Source organism: uncultured Nostoc sp., from assembly GCF_937863485.1.
Lineage (GTDB): Bacteria > Cyanobacteriota > Cyanobacteriia > Cyanobacteriales > Nostocaceae > Nostoc.
Genome location: NZ_CALMFY010000098.1, coordinates 18,347 through 42,177, shown reverse-complemented (window position 1 = coordinate 42,177; position 23,831 = coordinate 18,347). Strand labels below are relative to the sequence as shown.

General features: G+C 41.7%; 18 protein-coding genes. 13 read left to right on the top strand and 5 right to left on the bottom strand.

From position 1 onward, the window contains the following. Positions 1–15: 15 nt before the first annotated feature. From Q0541_RS13030 to hisS, 3 genes are all read left to right on the top strand, one after another. A complete protein-coding gene (locus tag Q0541_RS13030) occupies positions 16–1,437 on the top strand; it encodes an aldehyde dehydrogenase family protein (RefSeq protein WP_298910845.1) in 1,422 nt (473 codons plus the stop codon). 430 nt (positions 1,438–1,867) lie between these two features. Further along, positions 1,868–2,314 (top strand): DUF3598 family protein, encoded by a 447-nt coding sequence (locus Q0541_RS13025; RefSeq protein ID WP_298910842.1) that lies wholly within the window; start codon positions 1,868–1,870, stop codon positions 2,312–2,314. 342 nt (positions 2,315–2,656) lie between these two features. Next, positions 2,657–4,048 carry a histidine--tRNA ligase gene (gene hisS / locus Q0541_RS13020; protein WP_298910840.1) on the top strand — a complete coding sequence of 464 codons (1,392 nt, stop codon included), beginning with the start codon at positions 2,657–2,659 and terminating at the stop codon, positions 4,046–4,048. A gap of 308 nt (positions 4,049–4,356) precedes the next feature. Here the strand turns inward: hisS and Q0541_RS13015 are convergent, their stop codons facing one another. Continuing rightward, positions 4,357–5,409, bottom strand: coding sequence for a glycerate kinase (locus tag Q0541_RS13015; RefSeq protein WP_298910838.1), 1,053 nt, complete (start codon positions 5,407–5,409; stop codon positions 4,357–4,359). A gap of 15 nt (positions 5,410–5,424) precedes the next feature. Beyond that, the gene (locus Q0541_RS13010) at positions 5,425–5,757 is read right to left on the bottom strand and encodes a DUF565 domain-containing protein (protein WP_298910836.1); all 333 of its coding nucleotides are present in this window, start codon (positions 5,755–5,757) and stop codon (positions 5,425–5,427) included. 553 nt (positions 5,758–6,310) lie between these two features. Here Q0541_RS13010 and Q0541_RS13005 point away from each other — a divergent pair. Continuing rightward, positions 6,311–6,943, top strand: a complete 633-nt coding sequence (locus Q0541_RS13005) for a hypothetical protein (protein WP_298910834.1) — start codon at positions 6,311–6,313, stop codon at positions 6,941–6,943. A gap of 502 nt (positions 6,944–7,445) precedes the next feature. Then, positions 7,446–9,392: a glycosyltransferase family 39 protein gene (locus Q0541_RS13000; protein WP_298910832.1), complete on the top strand. Its 1,947-nt coding sequence runs from the start codon at positions 7,446–7,448 to the stop codon at positions 9,390–9,392. 50 nt (positions 9,393–9,442) lie between these two features. On the opposite strand, the gene Q0541_RS12995 is transcribed toward Q0541_RS13000, so the two are convergent. Continuing rightward, a complete protein-coding gene (locus tag Q0541_RS12995; protein ID WP_298910900.1) occupies positions 9,443–12,703 on the bottom strand; it encodes an ATP-binding protein in 3,261 nt (1,086 codons plus the stop codon). A gap of 686 nt (positions 12,704–13,389) precedes the next feature. Here Q0541_RS12995 and Q0541_RS12990 point away from each other — a divergent pair. From Q0541_RS12990 to Q0541_RS12955, 8 genes are all read left to right on the top strand, one after another. Next, a complete protein-coding gene (locus tag Q0541_RS12990; protein WP_298910830.1) occupies positions 13,390–13,971 on the top strand; it encodes a KaiA family protein in 582 nt (193 codons plus the stop codon). 104 nt (positions 13,972–14,075) lie between these two features. Next, positions 14,076–14,390 (top strand): circadian clock protein KaiB, encoded by a 315-nt coding sequence (gene kaiB / locus Q0541_RS12985; protein WP_298910827.1) that lies wholly within the window; start codon positions 14,076–14,078, stop codon positions 14,388–14,390. A gap of 259 nt (positions 14,391–14,649) precedes the next feature. Further along, positions 14,650–16,212 carry a circadian clock protein KaiC gene (kaiC, locus tag Q0541_RS12980; protein WP_298910824.1) on the top strand — a complete coding sequence of 521 codons (1,563 nt, stop codon included), beginning with the start codon at positions 14,650–14,652 and terminating at the stop codon, positions 16,210–16,212. A 103-nt stretch (positions 16,213–16,315) separates the two neighbouring features. Further along, entirely contained in the window at positions 16,316–18,556 is a 2,241-nt protein-coding gene (locus tag Q0541_RS12975; protein WP_298910821.1) for a TolC family protein, read from the top strand. Positions 18,557–19,219: 663 nt separating this feature from the next. Next, entirely contained in the window at positions 19,220–19,597 is a 378-nt protein-coding gene (locus Q0541_RS12970; RefSeq protein ID WP_292770842.1) for a hypothetical protein, read from the top strand. Between the two features lie 233 nt (positions 19,598–19,830). Then, positions 19,831–20,337, top strand: a complete 507-nt coding sequence (locus Q0541_RS12965) for a hypothetical protein (protein WP_298910816.1) — start codon at positions 19,831–19,833, stop codon at positions 20,335–20,337. 129 nt (positions 20,338–20,466) lie between these two features. Further along, complete coding sequence (locus Q0541_RS12960) at positions 20,467–20,676, top strand: GNAT family N-acetyltransferase (RefSeq protein WP_298910813.1); 210 nt, start codon at positions 20,467–20,469, stop codon at positions 20,674–20,676. 101 nt (positions 20,677–20,777) lie between these two features. Continuing rightward, on the top strand, positions 20,778–21,557 hold the full coding sequence (locus tag Q0541_RS12955; RefSeq protein WP_298910810.1) for a photosystem II S4 domain protein: 780 nt from the start codon (positions 20,778–20,780) through the stop codon (positions 21,555–21,557). A 140-nt stretch (positions 21,558–21,697) separates the two neighbouring features. On the opposite strand, the gene Q0541_RS12950 is transcribed toward Q0541_RS12955, so the two are convergent. Together Q0541_RS12950 and Q0541_RS12945 are read right to left on the bottom strand one after the other, a co-directional pair. Further along, a complete protein-coding gene (locus Q0541_RS12950) occupies positions 21,698–22,474 on the bottom strand; it encodes an SDR family oxidoreductase (protein WP_298910807.1) in 777 nt (258 codons plus the stop codon). A 347-nt stretch (positions 22,475–22,821) separates the two neighbouring features. After that, complete coding sequence (locus tag Q0541_RS12945) at positions 22,822–23,379, bottom strand: hypothetical protein (protein WP_298910804.1); 558 nt, start codon at positions 23,377–23,379, stop codon at positions 22,822–22,824. Between the last annotated feature and the right edge of the window lie 452 nt (positions 23,380–23,831).

Here is a 23,831-nt window from a genome sequence, read left to right as displayed (position 1 = left end):
CCAAACTCCTGCCTCATGACAAAACCAATAGAAGTCCGCAATCCCCGAACTGGCAAATTTGACTACGTAATTATCCCGCCGCCCCCAAGGCTGCTGGCACAGCAATGTAAGCGTACCCGCAGGGCGCAAGTTCGCTGGCAGCAGTTGGGTTTAGAGGGGAGAATTGAAGCCTTACAGCAGTGGAAACAAGCTATATTATCTGGACGCGATCGCCTCACGGAAGCTTTGGTAAATGATACTGGAAGATTATCAACCTCGATATTAGAAATAGACTCCTTCCTCTCTAGCATTGATCGCTGGTGTAGATTAGCGCCGGAATTGCTGCAAGAATCTGCAAAAAATACAGCTATTCCGTTTATCGCCTTGCAACAAACATCTGTTCCTTATCCCCTAGTTGGGGTAATTAGCCCGTGGAATTTTCCGCTGTTGCTGTCTAACATTGATACCATTCCGGCATTGCTGGCGGGTTGTGCCGTGATTGTTAAACCCAGTGAAATCGCTCCCCGTTTCGTAGCACCACTGACAACAGCACTCAACGCCGTTCCCAAATTGCGCGAGGTCTTAACTTTTGTTGAAGGAGCAGGCGCAACCGGATCTGTTTTGATTGAAAATGTAGATTTGGTATGTTTTACAGGCAGTGTAGCGACAGGGAGAAAAGTGGCAGAAGCGGCTGCTAAACGGTTTATTCCAGCTTTTTTGGAATTAGGAGGAAAAGATCCTGCGATCGTCTTGGAATCAGCCAATTTAGAATTAGCAACCTCAGCAATATTGTGGGGTTCCGTCGTCAACACCGGACAGTCATGCCTATCGATTGAGCGAATTTATGTTGCTGAATCGATATTTGAAAAGTTTTACCATCAACTAGTAGCCAAAGCTTATCGCCTTGAGCTAGCCTACCCTACAGTCGAAAGTGGAGAAATTGGCCCCATCATCGCCGAAAGACAAGCAACAATTATTAGCGACCATCTTCTAGATGCAGTTGAAAAGGGAGCAGTAATTCACTGCGGCGGTGTAATTGAAGACTTAGGTGGAGGTTGGTGGTGTCGTCCGACAGTTCTCACCCAGGTTAATCATTCCATGAAAGTGATGACCGAAGAGACTTTCGGCCCGATTATGCCAGTCATGCCTTTTTCCACAGTAGAGGAAGCAGTCTCTTTAGCGAACGACTCAATTTATGGATTAAGTGCTGCTGTGTTTGCCGAGTCAGAAGCAGAAGCCTTAAAAGTTGCCCACCAGATAGATGCAGGTGCCATCAGTATCAACGATGCTGCACTCACCGCCCTCATGCATGAAGGAGAGAAAAACGCCTTTAAATTCTCTGGTTTGGGAGGGTCACGCATGGGTGCGGCAGCGTTGAAACGGTTCATGCGAAAAAAAGCTATTTTGATCAAAACTAACGCTACTAATGACCCTTGGTGGTTTGATAGTGAAGCTTGACACTCTCAGTTAATAAATTCAAATGTAGGGTGCGTTATCTCTGAGAGTACGGCACCGTCAACAATTCAAGGTGCGTTAGCCTACGGCATAACACACGCTACTACAAATTTATGTGGATTCATATACATTGAATTTTTCTTGCCGACTTACTTAATGCATTGACTCACAATGGCATTGTATCAACTCACAATGGCATTGTATCAACTCACAATGGCATTGCATCAACTTACAATGTTAATGTATCGACTCACAATGCGATTGTATCGATTCACAATGGCATTGCATCAATTTACAATGTTAATGTATCGACTTACAATGCCAATGCTAATATTCAGCAGTTTTTGTAGGGTGAGCATTGCTTACCCGCTCAAACTGTTATTTTTACCTTGTGTTGTACGCTTTACCTATGTTTATTGAGAGGTGAATTGCAATGTCAAATATTCGAGAAGGAATGCCCGTACTTGCCCGTCATGAAGGAGATTGGGTAGGAACTTATACATTAATTGATACAGCGGGAAAAATCCTTGACAAGTATGAGTCTCACTTAACTTGTCAATTTCCAGAAAATGGCCCTCATCCCTACTACCAAATCAATCGCTACAATTGGTCTGATGGTAAACGAGAAGAGTATGAATTTCCGGGAAGCTATAAAGATAATAAGCTCTGGTTTGACACCGATCGCATTCAAGGAAAAGCTTGGGAAGTAGATGATTCAATTGTTATTTTATGGTTTGCTTATAAGACAAGCCCAGAAATGACCTTATATGAAATGATCTATATTAGCCCTGACAATAACAATCGTGCCCGCACTTGGCATTGGTTTAAGAATAATCAAATCTTTCAACGCACCCTAATTCAAGAAGAACGGCTAAAATAGTAATTTCTCCCCTCAGAGATAACCACTCATTTCTTTATTTCTTTATTTCTTTATTCTCCAGTAGTTTTGTAGGGGAGCCAGTGCGTTGCGGAGGCTCCCGACGCTCGTTGCGCTAAAGCGTCTCCCCTTCTCACATTGGGAGAGGCTAGCGCCAAGGGAGATGACTCGCTCTAAGCGAACGCAAGAGCGTCTCTAAGAGTTGCCATGCCGCAGGCTTTACGCTGCGCTATCCGTTGTAGCAACTGGCGTTGTGTTATGCCGCAGGCTAACGCACCATCCTAGATTTTGGTGCATTAAGACTAATGTCGATAACCCACTCTACCAGATTAGTAAGGTACATGCATGGCAAAAGGTGACAAAATAAACTTTTCGACTCCTAGCGGTTTTCCAGAATTTCTACCTAGTGAAAAGCGTCTAGAATTATATTTGCTAGATATCATCCGTAGAGTTTTTGAAAGTTATGGATTTACGCCCATCGAAACACCTGCTGTAGAACGTTTAGAAGTGCTGCAAGCTAAAGGGAATCAAGGCGATAATATCATCTATGGCATTGATCCCATCCTGCCACCAAATCGACAAGCTGAGAGAGATAAATCGGGCGAAACTGGTTCGGAAGCAAGAGCTTTAAAGTTTGATCAAACAGTTCCTTTAGCGGCTTATATTGCCCGTCATCTGAATGAGTTAACCTTTCCCTTTGCCCGCTACCAAATGGATGTAGTTTTTCGGGGAGAACGGGCAAAAGATGGACGTTTTCGTCAGTTTCGTCAGTGTGATATTGATGTAGTTGCTCGTCGTGAACTTAGCTTGCTCTATGATGCTCAAATGCCTGCAATTATCACTGAGATATTTGAAGCAATTAATATTGGTGATTTTCTGATTCGCATCAATAATCGCAAAGTTCTTACTGGTCTCTTTAAGTCAGTGGGAATTGCCGAAGACAAAATTAAATCGTGTATTGGTATTGTTGATAATCTAGAAAAAATTGGTGAGAATAAAGTAAAACAAGATTTAGAGAAAGAGGGTGTTTTAGCAGAACAGGCTCAAAAAATTATTGATTTTATTAAAATTGATGGTTCGGTTGATGAAATATTAGATAAGCTTAAGCACCTCGCAGAAAATCTATCAGAAACTGAGCAATTGAGCCTGGGAGTTACCGAATTAGAAACGGTAATTGCAGGCGTGCGTAATCTCGGAGTTGCCGAAAATCGTTTCTGTATTGATTTATCTATTGCTCGTGGTCTTGATTACTATACTGGCACAGTTTATGAAACAACCTTATTAGGACATGAAGCCTTAGGTAGTATTTGTTCTGGCGGGAGATATGAAGAATTAGTCGGTGTATTTTTGGGTGAAAAAATGCCTGGTGTAGGCATTTCTATTGGCTTAACTCGCTTAATTAGCCGTTTACTAAAAGCTGGTATTCTTAGTACTTTAGCTGCAACACCAGCCGAGGTGATGGTAGTGAATATGCAAGATGATTTAATGCCAACTTATTTAAAAGTTTCTCAACATCTGCGTCAGGCTGGAATTAATGTTATAACTAATTTTGATAAGCGTCCTTTGGGTAAACAATTTCAGCTAGCCGATAAGCAAGGAATTCAATTTTGCGTAATTATTGGTTCTGAAGAAGCAGCAGCGCAAAAGTCCTCATTGAAAGATTTGAAAACAGGTGAGCAAGTAGAAGTGCTACTAGTAGATTTGGCTGAAGAAGTTAAAAGAAGGCTTGGCGAATAAACTTTCAAGATGACTTATAAAATCTCTTTTTCTCTCTGCGCCCTCCGCGTCTCTGTGGTTTAAAAGTTTTTTATTTAACCACAGAGGCACAGAGAACACAGAGTCAAGAAGTTAATGTTTTTAGCTGATTTGCTTATTGAGAAAAGGTTATAGTCCGTTTTAACATAATACAGTTCAGTTAAGGATAGTTGTAGGTTGGGTTGAACGTTTGTGTAGCATCCCGTAGGGAAGTGAAACCCAACAAAGCATGAAAAATGTTGGGTTTCGTTCCTCAACCCAACCTACAATTTGAAATTACGAATTACGAATTAGGAATTAGCCCGATCGCAATACACTTTACCAAAACTATGATCAGCATGAATCTCAATCACTAGATCAACCCCTGTTACATCTTTTACTAACGGCTTGATGAATAATTCCGGGTGAAGCGATCGCCAAAAATAATTGACAAATTTCTCTATCTCTGCATTACTCATCCCCGATTTACCCGCAGCAATCATCTGCTGTTCCGCCTGTTTGCGCCACTCCAAAGAATAGCGATAATCGGTGGGATATAGCACAATTAAGCTATCTAATCGCTCCCACAGTGGTAAATAATCGTGGAGGCGAAGATTAATATCACGGGCAAATGCTCTATCCTCATCTGTGATAATTGGCGGTGGTGCAGTATCAAATACATTTGGGTCAATTGGCCGCACACCCACAAACCAACCTTCAAATAGTACAATATCTACATCTGTTACCATTTCTGGAGTCGTGCGATCGCCAGCGCCTCCATAGGCAGATTTATCAAAGCGGGGAACCATAACTGGACTTTGCAACTGGCGGATTTGATCTAGTACATTTAAGCCTAAATCTACATCGTGGGTTCCTGGTGGGCCGCGCCAAATTAACCGGGGATCTTGCTGTGTTAAAACCAAGCGATCGCTGTAAGTTTTATACAAGTCATCCAAAGACAAACTCAGAGTCCGGCATCCCAACTGATTGAGAATCAACTTGAGAACATTGGACATTGTGGTTTTCCCAGTCCCTTGTCCTCCCAATATTCCCTGAATCAGGGGGCGTCCCAACTGTTGGCGCTGCGATGCGAGTTTGATCCCCAAAGGAAGCCACAAGTCCCACAATACCTGTAACATTTTTTGGGGTTCTATCTGAAGGCTAGTTAGGCAGAATTGACTAAAGGCTGGGAAGACAGATTTTAGTAAATGCGATCGCTTTTCGAGCACTTGATCGACATTTTCCGGCGTGATCCCAAAAGCTTTAGCTTTTAACGTATCTGCCAGCGCAGCAACTCTAGCTTGCTGCTGCCAAGTTTTACCCACTGCATCCGTTGCCAAAATTTCATCCACCCACAAATTCATAAATTCCCCATCTCACTACGATCCCAGCTTAAAGGCTTCGAGAAACAGGCTGTAGATGAAACCAATTTTGAGGAAATTTAGTAAGTCTACCAAGAGCGATCGCTTTTCCAAAAAGCTGCGACTATAAAATATCCTACTAGTAATTTCTGTCAGCAGTACTAAAAAAGCAGCTACCACAATGTCGAATACACCCTCTTGACCGGCTGTAGTGGAAACTGCGTTTCCCAGAAAAAAACCGAACAAAAAACTAATTATCAGCAACGATAGTCGCCGCCAAGGATTTAAAAACCATTGCCCCAAGCGTGTAGCAATGGCATCCAACAAGTTATTCAGACGAGTGTTTTGCATCAAATAGACTTCTGGGCAAAAGTCAAGATATCTTGAAATATCTTTATATTCAAAGAGGATATTGGTTTGAGCCTAAGCTTGTTTGTTAATATTATAGATATGTGCTGGGCTTCCAGTATTGATTTAAATTTGCACATCCGATCATCTTTAGGGAAGTACATGTCCTTAAAAGGGTGGTTATTATAACGCAACATGAAATATACATCTTAGATTTATCTAAGGTTTAGCAAAGGACGCTTTGTTGAGGCCGCTAGCGGTTTTAGGAAGCTTTGATTTTTTTATCCAAATGAATTGGCTGGCTCGGTTTCTAATTTTCTTGTTTTTATCTAAGCCTACGTCAAGATACAAAATAGTAGGTGTTTATACTCATTATTTGTCATCAAGGAAATAATTTACTCCGAATATTTTCTACTACAAATGATACTTGTAATACATTGGTATCCCTAATTTTAGGAAAGTCTATATTAGGCTACTTTCTATGATTGCCGTTTGTGATAATAGGCTACTATTTGGTCAAGCCTAGACAAAATATTTATTTCTAAAAATTATCAATATGAAATCTTCAGTGTATCGCAACGTCGGTGTTACAGCTTGTTGCTTGGGACTGCTTGTTACTCTAATGGGATGCTTTGGAGTGAGCGTATCCTTAGAGTCCACAAACCCAGATACATCTTCACAACTGCCAACTGAAACTACCCAGTTGGAGACAACTTCGTCTACACCCGTTTCACCTGAAAAAGGTATTTCCACTAGTCTATCGACTCCAGGAGCGACCCCAACCAATCAAGTAGAACATAGCATTAGAGAGAATACTCATTCTGTCTTGGCAGATCGTGATAAATCAGCAAGCATTGCCAACGATCAAGGGACTTTGCGAATGAGTAATCAAACAAATCAGCCTGTGCGCCTGGCTCTACTGGCGCGACAGTCGGTAGCAAAAGGTGGTACTAAACAGACTAACTATGATCTACCGGCACATTGGGATTTTGCTCCCCAAGAAGGTAGTGATAAAGGACTGATTCTATCCCTACCTCAGAATAATTTAAAGCTGGAGAAGGGAGATATTTTAGTTGCTTTTGCACAAGATGGCTCCCGTCGTTACTGGGGCCCCTATGTTGTTGGGGAAACTCAATTACCTAAGTGGAATTCCCAAAACAGAGAATGGCAACTAGTGCTGAGTCCATAGTTGATATTTAGTAGTACTGAATAAATAGTTCTAGCAAGCGCGTAAATTCAGCTACCATTACCTATATAAGGCAATACGCTTGGGTTAGCGTCAAAAACCATAAACTGCGTAAGTTGGGTTGAACGAAGTGAAACCCAACAAACCACTGAAAATGTTGGGTTTCGTTCCTCAACCCAACCTACGATTCTCCTTAACCCAAGCGTATTGCCATATAAGGGACTTAGACAAGGGGCAAAATCCCCTTATCTAAGCTAGGTAAACCTATAGTGTACTAGTGTGTTGGAGAACTTTCTCTAGTGACTTTTGACTTTTGACTTTTGACTTTTGACTTCCCCGTTCGCGTAGCGTCCCGTAGGGAAGGGGCTGACTTGGAGCAACTGTCGTTACTGAACGGGAAAAAGTGTAGAGTACTGAGTAGAAGAAAATTGTTGAATTTAAAACTCCGAAGAACAAAAGATAGATAATCAACGACTATTGATTAGTGATTGTTGACTATTGACTAATGAGAATGAAATTGAGTGTTAAGCACACTGTTGATCAGTGGTTCAACAAAATAGCAAAGAATCCAGCCCTTGGTGTAACTGTGTCGATTTTGTGGTTGATATTGATTGGCTGGATAGCTTTTGGGTCGAATTTGGGCAACACTGGCTTGGTTGATGAGACAGAGCCGCTATTTGCCGAAGCTTCCCGCCAGATGTTCGTCACAGGTGATTGGATTACCCCATTTTTTAATGGTGACACTCGTTTCGATAAACCTGCTTTAGTTTACTGGTGTCAGGCGATCGCCTATGCAATTTTTGGGGTGAATGAGTGGGCAGTACGCCTTCCTTCAGCGATCGCAGCCTTAGGCTTAATTTGTTTAGCTTTTTACACCATCCAGTGGTATACGGCTAAACAAGACGAATTAGAGCGAGTTTCACGTCCTACTCGCCGCTATTTAACATCTTTTTTGGTGGCAGCGCTCATGGCACTCAATCCCGAAACTATTATTTGGGCGAGAACGGGTGTCTCTGATATGCTGCTCACTGGATGTATGGCATCAGCTTTGTTATGTTTCTTTCTAGGGTACGCAGGCAAGGAAGGGAGCAGGGAGCAAGGAGCAGGGGGAAAAAGAGAGCAAGGGAACAGGGAAGCAGAATTAATAACCAATGCCCCATTCCCTAATAAGTGGTACTTAGCTTTTTATGTGCTGATTGCAGGCGCAATTTTGACTAAAGGCCCAGTGGGAATTGTTTTACCAGGGCTAATTGTTGCAGCCTTTTTGCTTTATGTGGGAAAATTTCGAGAGGTGTTGCGGGAAATGCGCTTTCTTATGGGTATACTGATAATTTTAGGTTTATCAGTACCCTGGTATGCTTTAGTAATTTGGCGCAATGGCTGGAATTACATTAACTCCTTTTTTGGTTATCACAACCTGGATCGCTTTACAGAAGTAGTTAATGGTCACTCAGCACCCTGGTATTTTTACTTTTTAGTCGTGCTGCTGGGTTTTGCGCCCTACTCAGTGTATTTACCAGTCTCTATAGTAAGACTAAAGTTTTGGCAACGATCGCACTGGCGATCCCTTGAACGTTTTCAGCAGTTTGGTTTATTTGCCTGGTTTTGGTTTGCTAGCGTCTTTGGCTTTTTCACCATTGCTGTTACCAAACTCCCTAGTTACGTCTTGCCTTTAATGCCAGCAGCGGCAATCCTGGTAACCCTGTTGTGGAGCGACCTTTTACCAAAAACAGATAATCCAAATGACACCGCGACACAAGGACACAAAGACACGGAGAGAGGATTTAATCATCTCCCAGCGTCTTCTTCCATCCCCCCCTTACTCCTCTGGAGTGGTTGGGTGAATGTAGTGTTTTTATCATTTTTGGCAACAGCACTGTTTAACATCAGCCACATATTAGGTACTGATCCAGCTATAAGTAACTTCCACGAATTAATTCAACGATCTGGTTTACCACTAATAGCCGCCGTAATTTGGCTGGTTTGTGCTGTTTTAGTTGCAGGTTTATTACTGAGTCGCCGTTGGAACTACATTAACAGTATTAATTTAATAGGATTTGTGGCGTTTATAATTTTTGTCTTAACGCCTACTTCGTTCTTTATTGATCGAGAACGTCAATTACCCTTAAGGGAGTTGTCTGCGATCATCCTACAAGCAAAACAACCAGATGAAGAATTGATCATGCTTGGCTTCAAAAAGCCTAGTGTAGTTTTTTACAGCCACATTCATGTAAATTATTTAGGATTTCCCCAACAGGCTGTAGAACATATTAAAAACCAGGCTGCTAAAGGACTAAAACCTCCCTCAGTGCTGGTGTTGGCTGAACAGAAAAAGTTTTTACAAATGGACTTACAGCCAGATGATTACAAGAGTTTATCAACCAAGGGTGCTTATAACTTGGTGAGAATTCCTTTTAAGAAAAAGAAAAATGAAAAAATAGATATATCATAATTGGGCATTGGGCATTGGTTATTAATTCTGCTCCTCTGCCCCATTCCCCATTAACACTTGTGATTGTAACCATTGACAGCTAAAGCTTGATTGATTTGGTTTAAAAGGTCTTCCATTGATATCGATCGCGGTAATATTTGGGTAGCGATCGCACCCACAACAGTTTCTATAGATTCCAAACCATTCTTCTTCTGCTTGTCAATTTTCTTGTAAGCTACCCCAGGCTGGGAAATAGTTTCCGGGCGATTTAATCGCTGATTAAGTACCAAAATTGGTGGTAACTTCTCAGGCGAATCTCCCAATGTTTTCAGTGCTTTTAGCACGTCTTTATGGATAGCGGATTCTCCTAAACAAATTAGCAGTAAGTCAACGCTTTGGTGGCGAATTTGTTGTAACACTTCTGCCCAACAGGGACTGATCGCCGCTTTGAAGCCTGCTGTTTGTAGATACTGAATTAAAGCTTGGAACCACTCAGACCCCCGTTTAGCAGTTTCACTACTAATTGAGCAATTTTTTTCTGTCTGATAACCGTTAACTTGCTTGCGTCTTCCCTGTGGAAAATCACGCAGCATTGTCAAATCCACTACCAAGATATTGGCAGGGCAGCAAATACCAGAAGCAATTTGCAGTACTGATAGTAAGGCATCTGTTTTCTCGGTGCGACTGCTTTTGTCTTGAGCAAATGGTGTTAAGTAAGGAAATACAGATAACCCTGGTATCTTAGAAGCTATTAGTGTAGTTGCAACATCGCAAGTAACCAGTGGTATAGCCGCCAAACGTGGATGCCCAATTAATTGTTGCAAATAAATTTGGGCAGTGGTACTTTCGACATCTAGCAAAATTACATCAAACTGCCATACCCGCGCCAAGAGTTCTGCCTGATCTAGGTCATCTACTTCAATCACCCGGTGTTCTCGAAGTGAGGGGTGGGGATTGACCGATTCCAAATGGGGATTCACCAACCTGAGAATTCGCAGTGGAGTCTTAGTTGGGATAATTGCGCTATTGTCTAACCCTAGCTGCAAAATTGCTTGTGCAGTACATAATTTTTCTAGAACTGGTGCTAATACCTGATGCTCTACTGGCAAACTTAAGAAACCATCGGCTCGGTTAGCAAATGCTTGCTCCTTTTCGGCTGCTGTCGCTGTCACAATTACAGATATATGACGGGTTGCGCTGTCAGATTTCAATAAAGTCAGCACATCCCAGCCTGATAGCAGGGGTAGCAACGGATTCAAAAATATCGCTATTGGTTGCAAGCGCCGAGCTTTTTCGACTGCTTCTGTCCCCGATCGGGCAATCACTACCCGATATCCTAAACTTTTGAGTTTTTCGGTCAAGTCTTCAATATATCGAGCTACTGCCTCGACTACCAAGACCAACCGTTGTGAACTAGCGGGATGATGCTGTGTGGGCGTACTGACATGCTGACGATCTGCCACAGAGTTTTCCCGTGTCTTTTGGTGTTGCATCTGTTCGTCTTCTCTGATTCCCACATCTGGCTCAGAAAACCCTGTTTTCGGCGGACTGGGCGGCAGAAGTAGTGTAAACTGGCTACCTTTACCTTCACGAGATAAGAAGCTGACATCTCCTCCGTGGAGGCGAGCCAGGGCCCGAGTTAATACCAGCCCCAAACCAGTGCCTTCAAATTGGCGGGTGAGGGGATTTTCTAGTTGTTGAAATTTTTGAAAGATTAAGTGTTGCTGGTGTTCAGGAATACCAATGCCTGTGTCCCAAATTGTAAAAGCAATCCATCCTTCCCAACGACTCACCCGCAGCCCAATTTCGCCAGATATTTCGGTGAACTTAAAGGCGTTGGAAAGTAGGTGTACTAGCATCTGGCGCAAGCGCAATTCATCTGCCACTATCTGATCTAAGCCTAGTTCAATGGAGAGGCTGAATTGGGAAGCAGATGAACGGGCATTTTGTTGAGTTTGGGACGTAGCTTTGCTAGGTTGGGTGTGGATGGCTTTGGCTTCTGATAGGGCGCGATCGCACACAGCCTGAATTTTTACTGGCGTCAGTGTCAGATCCATTTGTCCCGTTTCCATGCGGGTCAAATCTAAAATGTCATTAACTACACTCATCAAGTGCCGTCCGCTTTGATGAATCAGTCCCGCATAACGGGCTTGACGCTCGTTAAGTTCTCCCAATTGCTGATCCACAAGCAACCGTGATAATCCCAGAACCGCAGTTAGGGGAGTTTTGAGTTCATGACTAATACAAGCTAAAAATTCATCTTTCAACCGATTTAGTTGAATTAAATCAGCATTCTTTGCTGCCAGTTCTTTGCAAAGCTGTTGTTGCTCAGTGACATCAGTAGCTAAAACCAACCACAAATCATTGCTGAGTGCAACCTCTGACCCAGCACTCATGACTTTAAACTCAGGACTATCTAATGGAATTTTGGCAAACTGCCAGATTCGCTCCTGACCATTTTGCACTTCGACAACGCAGGTACAAGTACCCACCTGACTATCCAAATAGCAGCGACTGTATACAGCATCTGGTAATGCTTCTTGCTGGGTCGGTTCCTCTGTATCACCATACTCATTCTCCCTACCATTGGGATGAACCGTGATTGCTCGTTGAGTGACATATTCGGGTTTTTCGGAGGGCTTCGGCACAAGTATTGCCTCCACCTGTTGCCTAACTCCTTCTGGATCTTTCAAGACTCCTAATTGCTGCCACCAGGCGGGATTTCGTGCTACCACCTCGCCAGTACCCGTTTGCAACATCAAAGGCCAAGGCAGTCTTTCCAGCAACTGTACTAGTGGCTGGTGTCCCAATGATTTGGGTTCATTTGGTGTCTGCACACTAGCATCATACTCATGGCGATGCTCACCAGACGACCTCTGGATGCCTGAGCTTAGTGACCCAGCTATGCGTTCCTTAGCCAATAATCGCAACAGACGTGAACTATCCAGCAGCCCCAAATATTGACCATCAGAGTCAATCAACGCCCAATCTAAGGAGGAGTGTTTTTCGGCTTGTTGATAACCCAAGCGCAAGCTCAATTGCTCTACAGGCTCAGAACCTAATATTGTCTGTATTGGCTCAATTAGACCTTGACCCCAGGTAGAGAGTGATTGGTGTAAATTTAGATTTTTATCGTCACTATGTGCTAATAATATTTGGATTAAACGGGCAGAATACAGCAATCCTATGGGGCGTTGCTGTTGATTCACTACTACCAAGCGATCGCACTGCTCTTGCTCAAAAATCTCCAGCACCACTGCCAGAGAACTTGTTTGGGGGCAGCTAGGTACGGTTGCCTGAAAGTCATAAAGCGGGTAATCTAGCATTAACATAGGGCTTTGGGGGTTCTTCTTCCTGTGGAAACCTCCGGCATCTCCATCTGCCAACTGTTGATGGTCTTTTCGCCTGAAGCCATATCCTCTAAGAAGACTCATATAAGCAACTCTGGTTATTTCAACGCTATTAAAACAACGGGATTTCCCCTCACGGACACTTACTTGCGAACGAGTGCATTTTTTCAAGAGGCGACTTTTCCTTTTGCCGCTTCTCATTTCTAGCAACTAGCCTCCCCGGTGTCTTACTGGTATTTAAACTCCTCATCGATAGCGACGGCTACAACAATTATGGCCCCAAAGGTTCGCTTTAGAACCTTGAGGAATTATAATGATTTAGAATGCGACAATCCTTTAAGTTCGTTTAAGTATCTTATCAAGGAGCAAAATAAAAAAATTTATCTATTTATTTATTTATATATATAGATGAGATACAAATAATAAATTAGCTACTCTGTCTTGTTATGCCGACAGATACCTGATCATCAAAGACCTACTAAGTCCTAACACTCAGTTGCTGCACTAGGTTGTTGAGTGGCTAGCACTATCTGTTAACACAGAGCGTTATTTTTTTGGGGTGGAATCACCAGTTTACTCTACACCCCGTATTACCCTAGAAGCGTTAGCCAAACTTATCAGCCCACGTTTCTTGGTCAGGGCGATTAAGGAGATGTATTCAAAAATAGATGTTATTACCGATATTAATTCTGCAACCTGATGTTAATAAATGTTTAGATAATCCAGTTGACTTAGACAACCAAAAAGGTTTGAGCAGGTGGGTGTGGAAATTTATTGACGAGATTATTGCCCAATTTTACTACCTACTTATTGTTGCAACTACCTCTGGAAAAATCAACTATTTACCAAATTGGCTGCAACCAAATCCGAATAAGGCATACGCTGACAAGTACGTCTATGTATTTGCCAGCCACACCCAAAAAAGCCAACAGCATTTTCAGGAGATGACTCCAGCAGAACGGCAAAGATTATTAAGACAGCTTAAGTCAGATTACAGCCTAATTCTTATAAATTATTTTACCACAGACAAAACACTCAAGGAAAAAATTGATAAATTTATCAATATTATATTTTATACTAATATTCCTGTGCCACAAATCATCGAAATTCACATGGAGGTAATTGAAGAATTTTCTAATCAGCTAAAATTAGAAGGAAGGAGCAATGAAACGTTACTTGATTACCGCCTAACGTTGATAGAGATCCTGGCTCACCTGTGCGAAGTCTATAGGAGTTCGATTTCTAAATAAATTAAATTTATTGATGTTTAACTTGGAACAAACTACTGCTGTTAGTTAGTTCCAATGCGCGATCGCATCTTGTATTTCTATTATAATGACTAGGCATTAGGTATATGAATAAAGCCAACAAAAACTACGTTCTCAAGCTTTACGTAGCAGGGAACACCCCGAATTCAGTCCGGGCATTAAAAAGGCTCAAAGATATTTTAGAACAGGAGTTTGAAGGTGTTTATGCTTTAAAAGTGATCGATGTACTGAAAAGCCCACAACTGGCGGAAGAAGATAAAATATTGGCGACGCCGACATTATCTAAAATTTTGCCTCCACCTGTTCGCAAAATTATCGGGGATCTTTCAGATAGAGAAAAAGTATTGATTGGATTAGATTTGCTCTATGAAGAACTGAGTGAAGATGATTTTGAAGAGTAAAATAATTAATGATGCAAGAGACCATTTCTCCATTTCTAAAGTAAATTTTAACTGTGTAGGGTAGGGTGTGTTAGAGCGTAGCGCAACGCACCATTTATCTCGTTACCTGACGGCAAAATAATTTACTTTCGCTATCTTGAATCAGATTGTGCCATAACACACCCTACTTAATATGAAAGTTTATAAATAGTCTCGAAAAAATTGAGTCCAAACTTTAGTAATAAAAAAACAGTTTTTAATCCCCTTTTGTTATCAAGCAATGAGTGAAAACGAGCAATTAGAACCAAAGCAACCACCGAGAATTAGGGGTGTAGAAAAAATTCGCACGATGATCGAAGGGTTTGATGATATTACTCATGGTGGTTTACCACTTGGTAGAACTACCTTGATTAGCGGTACATCTGGCACAGGTAAAACTTTATTATCTCTTCAGTTTCTCTATAACGGTATCACCTACTTTGATGAGGCAGGAGTATTTGTTACTTTTGAAGAATCACCCAGTGATATTATTAAAAATGCCCATATTTTTGGTTGGAACTTGCCACGCTTAATCGAAGAAGGCAAGTTGTTTATTCTTGATGCATCTCCCGATCCAGAAGGTCAAGATATCGTTGGTAATTTTGACCTTTCTGCACTAATTGAGCGCTTGCAATATGCCATCCGCAAATACAAAGCTAAACGAGTTTCAATCGACTCAATAACAGCGGTATTTCAGCAGTATGAAGCGATGGGAGTAGTGCGGCGCGAGATTTTTCGCCTAGTAGCACGTCTCAAACTACTGAGTGTCACCACTGTAATTACCACTGAACGTAGTGAAGAATATGGTCTTGTTGCCTCTTTTGGTGTGGAAGAATTTGTTTCCGATAATGTAGCAATTGTTCGCAACGCTTTAGAAGGAGAACGCCGCCGTCGCACAATTGAAATTCTCAAGTTGCGCGGCACAACTCATATGAAAGGCGAATATCCTTTCACGATTACTAATGAAGGAGTTAACATCTTCCCACTGGGAGCAATGCGTTTAACTCAACGGTCTTCCAATGTCAGGGTATCTACTGGTGTCAAAACCTTAGATGAAATGTGCGGTGGTGGTTTCTTTAAAGATTCAATTATTTTGGCAACAGGAGCCACAGGTACTGGCAAAACCCTCTTAGTCAGTAAGTTTATTCAAGATGGCTGCCTCAATGGAGAACAGGCAATATTATTTGCTTATGAAGAATCACGCGCCCAACTATCTCGCAATGCTTCCTCTTGGGGGATTGATTTTGAAGAATTAGAGGATCAAGGTTTACTCAAAATAATCTGTACTTATCCTGAATCAACTGGTTTAGAAGACCACTTACAAATTATTAAATCCGAAATTGCTGTCTTCAAACCAGCTCGCATCGCCATTGATTCTTTATCAGCACTAGCTAGAGGAGTGAGCAATAATGCATTTCGGCAGTTTGTGATTGGTGTGACGGGTTATGCTAAACAAGAAGAAATTACTGGTTTCTTTACCAACACAACTGACCAATTTATGGGAGCGCATTCGATTACTGACTCTCATATCTCCACGATTACCGACACAATTATCATGTTACAGTACGTAGAAATTCGCGGAGAAATGTCGCGGGCAATTAACGTGTTCAAGATGAGAGGGTCTTGGCATGATAAGGGCATTCGTGAGTATAATATCACTGCTGATGGTCCCGATATTAAAGATTCTTTCCGGAACTACGAACGGATTATCAGCGGTGCTCCTACTCGCGTTAGTATCGATGAAAAGGCGGAACTTTCTCGCATTGTTAGACGTTTTGAAGACAAACAGAGTTCCGAACCCTGAATTTAGTATCGTAGTATATTCTTTCCTAAATTTAGTATCGTGCTATATTCTGTGGTGAAGAAAGGTTTTCTGCCGCTAGATTGATTTTCGTGTGAGGGATGCGGTGAAAGGACAGCAATTATTCTATAGCTTCTTGCCTGGTGTGACGGCAGCGGTCTTAACAACTCAGCCTGTTTGGGCTGGTACTGCGAAACTAACTAAGGTACATCTGGTGTCTTCTCCTGGTGTTTTGACTTCTACTTATGGTCAAGACTCGGTTGTGGACATTATGAATACCCAACTGCCTAACGGTGCAGATGTTAGTACTCCAACCCAAGTACCTGCTTTTGGTTTCACTAAACTTAGCATGAAGCCTTTAAGTAATAACAGTATTCCAGTGTTCACGATTGGAAATACTGTTGTGCCAATAAAACAACTACTTAAGAAAGATGAAGGTAGATTTTTCAGTTTGACACCTACCTCTAATCCTTCGCAACAGCTTGATGTCAGTCGTTCTGCTCCAAATAATCAAAAACAGAGTAATTCAAGCGCTTATGGACATAAATCAAAGAGGATAGTAGTTCCCAACTACACTTCAAAATCCCCTTCTGTCCAAAAAGAAATTTTGTCCCTGTCTTCTACACAGCAGCCAGTGGTTCAAAAGATAAATACTGTTACTCAGTTGCAGACATTTTTACAAACTTCAGCTATAGGTGTAGGAGCAGCAAAACTGCTGTCAGCGCAGAGGTGTCCACAGGAGTTGGGAAAAAGTAAGACTGACTCTTTGGCTAATTTGCTACTGGACTCAAGCGCCTGCTTACAAAAAAGTGCTATTGGCCGCCTGGCTCAGAGTAATACTCCGATTCCGACAGATTCGACGCCAACTTCCACTGTGCCAGAAACCGTAACTCCTGTACCAGGGGGTTCAGTGCAACCTCCCATTGTGCCGACAACCGTAATTCCTGCACCAGGGGGTTCAGTGCAACCTCCAACTGTGCCGAGAACCGTAACTCCTGTGCCATCAGGACCGGTGCAAATTCCCGATAACCTGATTCCTAGCTCAAATCCTCTGCAATTTCCCACCAAACCAGAGGAAGTGACATTTCAGGGAAATCAGCCGATTACTTTGGCACAGGCTCTGGAGCTAGCACGGCGGAATAATCGGGATTTACAGGTATCCCAATTGGAGCTAGAACGCAATAAAGCGGCTCTACGCGAGGCGCAAGCTGCTTTATTGCCCACTCTGGGAATTAACACTGATATTACTCGTAGTCAGTCTGCTAGTAGTCAGCTCTCGTCGAAACTTCAAGAACAACAGACGGGTATATCATCCCCAGATAAACCCAGTACATCTTTTTCTGGGCAAGCACAACTGTCATATAACCTTTATAGTTCTGGGAGAGTGCAAGCACAAATCAGAGCGGCTGAAGAACAGGTACGTTTCTATGAGTTGGCTGTAGAAACTGAGTTTGAGACAATCCGTCTAAATGTTGCCACTGACTACTACAATCTGCAACAAGCGGATGAACAAGTACGTATTGCCCAGTCGGCTGTGCAGAACTCCCAAGCTAGTTTGCGTGATGCAGAAGCTTTAGAGCGGGCTGGGGTTGGTACTCGCTTCGATGTGCTACGCTCTCAGGTCAATTTAGCAAATGCCCAACAAGATTTGACTAATGCTAGATCGCAGCAGGCAATTGCCCGTCGTCAATTAGCAACTCGGATAAGTTTGCCGCAGGCGATAAATATCAGTGCAGCCGATCCTGTACAGTTAGCTGGTCTTTGGAACCCAACGTTAGAACAAAGTATTGTGCTGGCTTATCAAAATCGTCCGGAACTGCAACAGCAGCTAGCACAACGCAATACTAGTGAGCAACAGCGTAGGCAGGCCCTTGCGGAACTGGGTCCTCAGGTTAGTTTGGTCGCCAGCTACGACCTGTTAGATCAGTTCAATGATAATGTTAGCGTTACTGATGGTTATTCATTGGGAGTTAGGGCAACCCTAAATTTGTATGATGGAGGAGCAGCAAGAGCAAGGGCAAATCAGTCAAAAGCTAATATTGCGATCGCAGAAACTCAATTTGCTGAACAGCGTAACCAAATTCGCTTTCAGGTAGAACAAGCCTATTCTACCCAGCAATCTAGTTTGGAAAATGTTCAAACCGCTAATACCGCTTTAGAACAAGCTAGAGAAGCTCTACGTTTAGCGCGTTTGCGATTCCAAGCTGGTGTAGGGACTCAAACTGATGTGATTAACTCTGAAAACGACCTCACACAAGCTGAAGGTAATCGAGTCAGAGCAATTTTGGATTACAACCGCGCTTTAGCTCAGTTGCAACGGTCTGTTACCCTCAGAGCACTACGCTAATTAGCCGAAACTCAACTGTCAATACTTTTGACTGCTGTTGTATTTTGTAATGCACTTTGCACCTGCCCTCAAGGCATTACAAAGTCCAATAGTGTTTCTGAGCAAAAGTTCCCACAAGCCTCATTTTATCAGTAAACATATTGATAAAATGAGGCTTTTTAGTAATAAAAGCAGTAGTGGAAATTTTTATTTTTTAGGAGTCCTTTAGCGATCGCTTGTGGATGATAACTCAATACAGTTTAATTAAGAATTTCTTCCTTCTCTTTGCGACAGCAGGGCGGTTGGGGGGATCTAAGACTTTGAAAACACGCCCTACGTTTACGCTTAAACCTTTAGCAATAAGCAAGAGTTAATGATATTTTTTCCAGTCTATTGAGAATAGACTACTATTATTGATATGATGCAGCCGCCCTGCAATGGTTTTGGGTTGACAAAAGGATTCGTTTGCGATCGTGTACCTACCTAAACTAGGCAATCGCAGGAGAGTTTAGTTGCAAGAAAGTTACTCGAAAAGCAAATTTTATTCTGGTTCTCAACACGCTGTCAAAAACGCCACTATTCATAAAAAGTCTTAAACCAAGACTTTTATCAACAGGGCTATTGGATTAGTCAAAATTGGACTAACATAACTGAGTGTTCGATTGCTCGCCTTGTCAAAGACTCATGACTAAAGTAACATCTCAAGAAATTGCACAGTTTCGCTCTCAATTGGCAGATGATCCCAGCGATATGGAAGCGCTGGATTTGATTGAAGACTGTGATGGAGATTTAGAAGATGCGGCAATGACGCTAGCTATCCGAGCCGGACAACAACCAGAAAGAGCAAATTCCGAGTGGTTAGATGCCTTGGCTAGAAAATGGCGTGTGGTCATTTGCGAACAAGAATATCGAGAAGATTTGCTTAATACTTCACTTCAAAAGATGATGGAACATCTAAAAGCGACGCCGACGTTTCCTAAGATTTTGGCAACGCCAGTTTTGATTTATGTCCTCAAGCAAGGCGTGAACAATTTTTGTGAGCCACTAGATTCGCTAAAGTGATCAGCCCATGTATATTTAAGTTGTATTATTACGGTTTGCAGTTGAGTTCAACACAGACCTAATCCCCAACCCCAACCCTTGTAGCGTTGGGGAGTAAGAATCAAAGCCTCTCCAAACTCCTGTACAGACAAAGATTTTCGCGTCTCTACTCCTACCTAATGCAAGATTGATTCCACCAGGACTGATACGCTGTTAATTAAGGCAAAACTTCTATTAGACAAATTGTAAAATCAATGAATTACCTTGTTGCCGTATTACCAGACCGCATTCAAGCCGAAGCTGCTTACTTAGCTTTAGAAGAAGAAGGCATAAACAGTACTATCCTGGGGAAGGGATATAAAACGGCTGACGAGTTTGGCTTAATTGACCCCAAAGACCAAGCCAAAAACCAAGCACAACTGATGGCAACCTGGCTGATACCATTTGGCTTTTTTGCAGGTTTTACATTCAGCCTGATCACTGGTTTAGATACTTTTGCCTGGGCGGGTGAAGTTGGCAATCACATCATTGGTGGACTGCTAGGTGCTGCTAGTGGTGCTATGGGTGGTGTTTTAGTGGGTGGCGGAGTCGGTTTACTCGTGGGTAGTGGTGATGCATTACCTTATCGCAACCGCTTAGATGCAGGTAAATACTTAGTTGCCGTTCAAGGTTCTGAAACTCTCACTCGGCAAGCAACCCGAATATTACGTCAGTTTGATCCAGAAAATATCCAAGGTTATGCTGACACAAGTAGTGTGTAATGAATCATAGTTTACACATTACGACACAGCGACTTGAGTTGCTTCCCTGTTATTGGTAGATGATCTTTCCCAGTTGGGTTGGGGTGTCTGGCGAATGATTCATATGCCGATTCTACTTTAATTGGCGATTTGGGTTTTATTGACAAACCCGATCAGACAGGAACTGGAGAAATCGGTTATGAAGGGCTATCAGCTTATCGCCAGCAGGGATTTGCTTTTGAGGCAGCAGAAGCACTGGTCGATTTTGCCTTTACTCAGCGAGAACTTAAGAGAATTATCGTTCATTCTCCAGACAATCATGCTGCCTCGATTCGCATTCTGGAAAAATTAGGAATGTAACAAATTGGTAGAGATGAAAACCTGCCCAAATGGGAATTAAAGTTAGAATCAAGACAGTTATAGCAGATTAATTCTCAATTCATAACTCATAATTTTTAAGAATGTTGCCACGAGAAGAACTTTTAAAAGGTGTTGAAAATCGAGATAGTGTAGCTCGTGTAATTGATCAAGCCCAGCAAGCCATCAAAACTTGGGAAGTGGTTTTGACAGATTTTCTATCTCCCCCAGAATTGGTGGAAATTCAACGGGTGTTTAACCGATTAACAGAAGTGCAATTAGTTGTGTGGGGTGGATATCCGCAAGCTGAACGCCAAAGAATTGCGATCGCTCGTTCGGAACTTCCCTTAGATCAATCTCAAGTCAGCCTTGTAGCTGTAGAAATTGCTGGTAATTTCCTGTTTGATACCGCCTCTCACCGCGACTTTTTAGGCGCAATGTTGGGGACGGGAATTGTTCGTGAAAAGACGGGAGATGTGATTGTCTTGGGAGAACGGGGGGCGCAGGCGATTGTCGCACCAGAATTGGTGGAATTTTTGGAAATGAGTCTTAAACAGGTGCGATCAGTTCCTGTGAAAACTCAACAGATTGAGGTAACTGAATTAAAGGTTCGGGAACCAAAGAAAAAAGAATTAACTACTGTGGAGGCTTCTTTGCGATTAGATGCGATCGCATCTGCTGGTTTTGGCATGTCCCGCAGCAAAATGGTTGATTTCATTGATGCTGGTGATGTCCGCGTCAATTGGAAGGAAGTTACCCAAGCTAGTTCTCAACTTAAATCCGGCGACTTAATCGCTATTCGCTCTAAAGGGCGTTTAGAAGTTGGAGAAATCGCCGTTACAAAAAAAGACCGCTACCGAGTTCAATTAACAAGATATATCTAATAAGTCAGGAGTAAGGAATAAGTAGTTAGAAGTGAGGAGTGAGGAGTGAAAAGTTAGGAGTTTTAAATTTACCACTTTCTTTAACTCCTAACTCCTGTACAGACAAAGATTTTTCGCGTCTCTAACTCCTAACTATATACTTAGGCTTTAAAATGTTTTGCTAACATATTCAGCAGAAGTTTGCGCGGTACGAGCCGAGATAATTTGCTTCTAAGTTGAGTGTTAGTATTAGAACTAATAACGGTTGGATACCCTTTTTCCAAAGCCTCTAAAGATTCTCGAACCACTTTTTCACAAGAATACACTTTATCTGTACTACTTGCCAGCGCTGGAGGAAAATTAGCTTCTGCAAAAAAGTTTGTTTCTATTGGCCCTGGACAAGTGACTAAAATACGAACACCATATTGACGATTTTCTGCCCATAGTGCTTCACTAAAGCTGAGAATAAAAGCTTTACTCGCAGCATAAACAGAAAGGTATGGTATCGGTTGAAATGCAGTAATAGAGGATACGTTAATAATACTTCCAGAACCACGTTGCCGCATCAAGGGAAGAAATTTATGTGTTAAATCTACCAATGCCAAAATGTTTAATTGTACGATTTTGACTTGTCTTTCTCCATCCCCTTCAGCAAAGTCGCCATAGTAACCAAAACCAGCATTGTTGATTAATAAGTCAATGGTTAATCCCTTTAGTTTAGTGGCATCAAATACAGCAGATGCTGCATTAGGTTCTGTAAGGTCTTTGACTATAACATCTACTTGAATTTTGTACTGTTCTTGTAATTGTTTGGCTAATTGGCTTAGTTTCTCTTCGGAACGAGCAACTAGTACAAGATTTGTCTTGCGTGCAGCTAGTTCCTGGGCAAAAGCTTTACCAATACCACTAGAGGCACCAGTAATCAAAGCAGTTGGCATTATACATATTAAGATAGTTTTTAGGCACCTTATAAATCTTAGCTATGTTGGCTATAAGTTTTAACTACCCAAAGTGATATATCCAAAAGGGTAAAAGTTGCACCGTCTTTGTCAGGAGAAGGGTACATAACTTTCAAAGACAGAAGTTGAAACATAGATTTACCATCTTCCCAATCTCAAAAAATGGTTTGTAGAAATTTTTACTAAATCAGCCTAGCCATACGATCATTCTTGTCGTGGAGTTTTCTTTAAGCATAATTATCACTACTTCGCGTCTTTTTTCTCAAGTAGGATGTCCCAAATAATTATTTTTCTGATGACAATTCAAATTCATTTTAAATTGTTAATTACCATTTTTCATACCAATAGATAATTTCTGAAGCTGAACTATTAATAGCAACGCCGTAGCTATCTCCATGATTCCACTTGAAGCCAGGTCTACCTTTGTTATCTGCATTTAATACCAGTATTTCATAAGTAGCTGGAAAAGATTCCGCATGAGAGTCACTGGTGTAGAAGAAAGTTGTCGGCACACCGTTAGGCTGGTTTATGTGGTCGTTTGTATTACCACCCTTATATTTGTGCTTTGCACTATTTCTGTATTGTGAAAGTAATTTTTCTATCTTGTTTGGTGGCTGTTTCAGCCTAATTTGAAAAAAACTACTTCCTTGCAAAAATTCGGGAGAGTAAGCAATGTGAACGCCTTTGGCATCAGTGGGAATCTCATTAGGAAAATGTTTTACTTGGTCATTATTGGACCATAGTTGATTACGAATTTCTTTATAACGTGATGTATCAGTTATTATTTTAGGTTCGCTAGTACTACTAAAACTTCTTCTCATAAAAAAGCTTCCCCCGACAATACTAAAACTAGCAAGGGCCAAGAGAAATTGCGATCGCTTCATTGAGTTGGGTGCGCCTAACTTTCATAGTCATATACCCAACTAATAAACTAAATTCGTACTATTGCGGATATAGCATCAGAGATATTAACAGAAACTTTGTGTATTTAGCAGAAATTCGGGGTAATTGTAAAATTACTGTGAAGTTAGTCAATGATTACCTAGTCAAAAACCGTAGGTTATCCTGATTGAGGCTAGTACTACCCTTATGGCTAACAAAATCAATTCCACAGCCATCCATTTTTTTTTCAATTCTTCCTGATGTAGGAATAACTAAGGCGGATATATAAATAGTAGATGCACCTTAATTAAATTATAGCCCCTAGCTTTTAGCTGAGGGCTTTTTTTATTGCTGATATTTTTTAAGATGGCAATAAAATTTATTTTATTATTATAAGTCTAATTTTACCGGATATAGCAATCAATAAAGCGGATTAATAAATGGTAGATGCACC

Coding starts and splice junctions, on each gene's coding strand:
- hisS (WP_298910840.1), top strand. CDS start 2,657: ATGGCAAAAGGTGACAAAATAAACTTTTCGACTCCTAGCGGTTTTCCA.
- Q0541_RS12965 (WP_298910816.1), top strand. CDS start 19,831: ATGAATTACCTTGTTGCCGTATTACCAGACCGCATTCAAGCCGAAGCT.
- Q0541_RS12955 (WP_298910810.1), top strand. CDS start 20,778: ATGTTGCCACGAGAAGAACTTTTAAAAGGTGTTGAAAATCGAGATAGT.
- Q0541_RS13005 (WP_298910834.1), top strand. CDS start 6,311: ATGAAATCTTCAGTGTATCGCAACGTCGGTGTTACAGCTTGTTGCTTG.
- Q0541_RS13000 (WP_298910832.1), top strand. CDS start 7,446: ATGAGAATGAAATTGAGTGTTAAGCACACTGTTGATCAGTGGTTCAAC.
- kaiB (WP_298910827.1), top strand. CDS start 14,076: ATGAATAAAGCCAACAAAAACTACGTTCTCAAGCTTTACGTAGCAGGG.
- Q0541_RS12950 (WP_298910807.1), bottom strand. CDS start 22,474: ATGCCAACTGCTTTGATTACTGGTGCCTCTAGTGGTATTGGTAAAGCT.
- Q0541_RS12970 (WP_292770842.1), top strand. CDS start 19,220: ATGACTAAAGTAACATCTCAAGAAATTGCACAGTTTCGCTCTCAATTG.
- Q0541_RS13015 (WP_298910838.1), bottom strand. CDS start 5,409: ATGAATTTGTGGGTGGATGAAATTTTGGCAACGGATGCAGTGGGTAAA.
- Q0541_RS13010 (WP_298910836.1), bottom strand. CDS start 5,757: ATGCAAAACACTCGTCTGAATAACTTGTTGGATGCCATTGCTACACGC.
- kaiC (WP_298910824.1), top strand. CDS start 14,650: ATGAGTGAAAACGAGCAATTAGAACCAAAGCAACCACCGAGAATTAGG.
- Q0541_RS13025 (WP_298910842.1), top strand. CDS start 1,868: ATGTCAAATATTCGAGAAGGAATGCCCGTACTTGCCCGTCATGAAGGA.
- Q0541_RS12945 (WP_298910804.1), bottom strand. CDS start 23,379: ATGAAGCGATCGCAATTTCTCTTGGCCCTTGCTAGTTTTAGTATTGTC.
- Q0541_RS12990 (WP_298910830.1), top strand. CDS start 13,390: ATGTTATTACCGATATTAATTCTGCAACCTGATGTTAATAAATGTTTA.
- Q0541_RS12995 (WP_298910900.1), bottom strand. CDS start 12,703: ATGTTAATGCTAGATTACCCGCTTTATGACTTTCAGGCAACCGTACCT.
- Q0541_RS13030 (WP_298910845.1), top strand. CDS start 16: ATGACAAAACCAATAGAAGTCCGCAATCCCCGAACTGGCAAATTTGAC.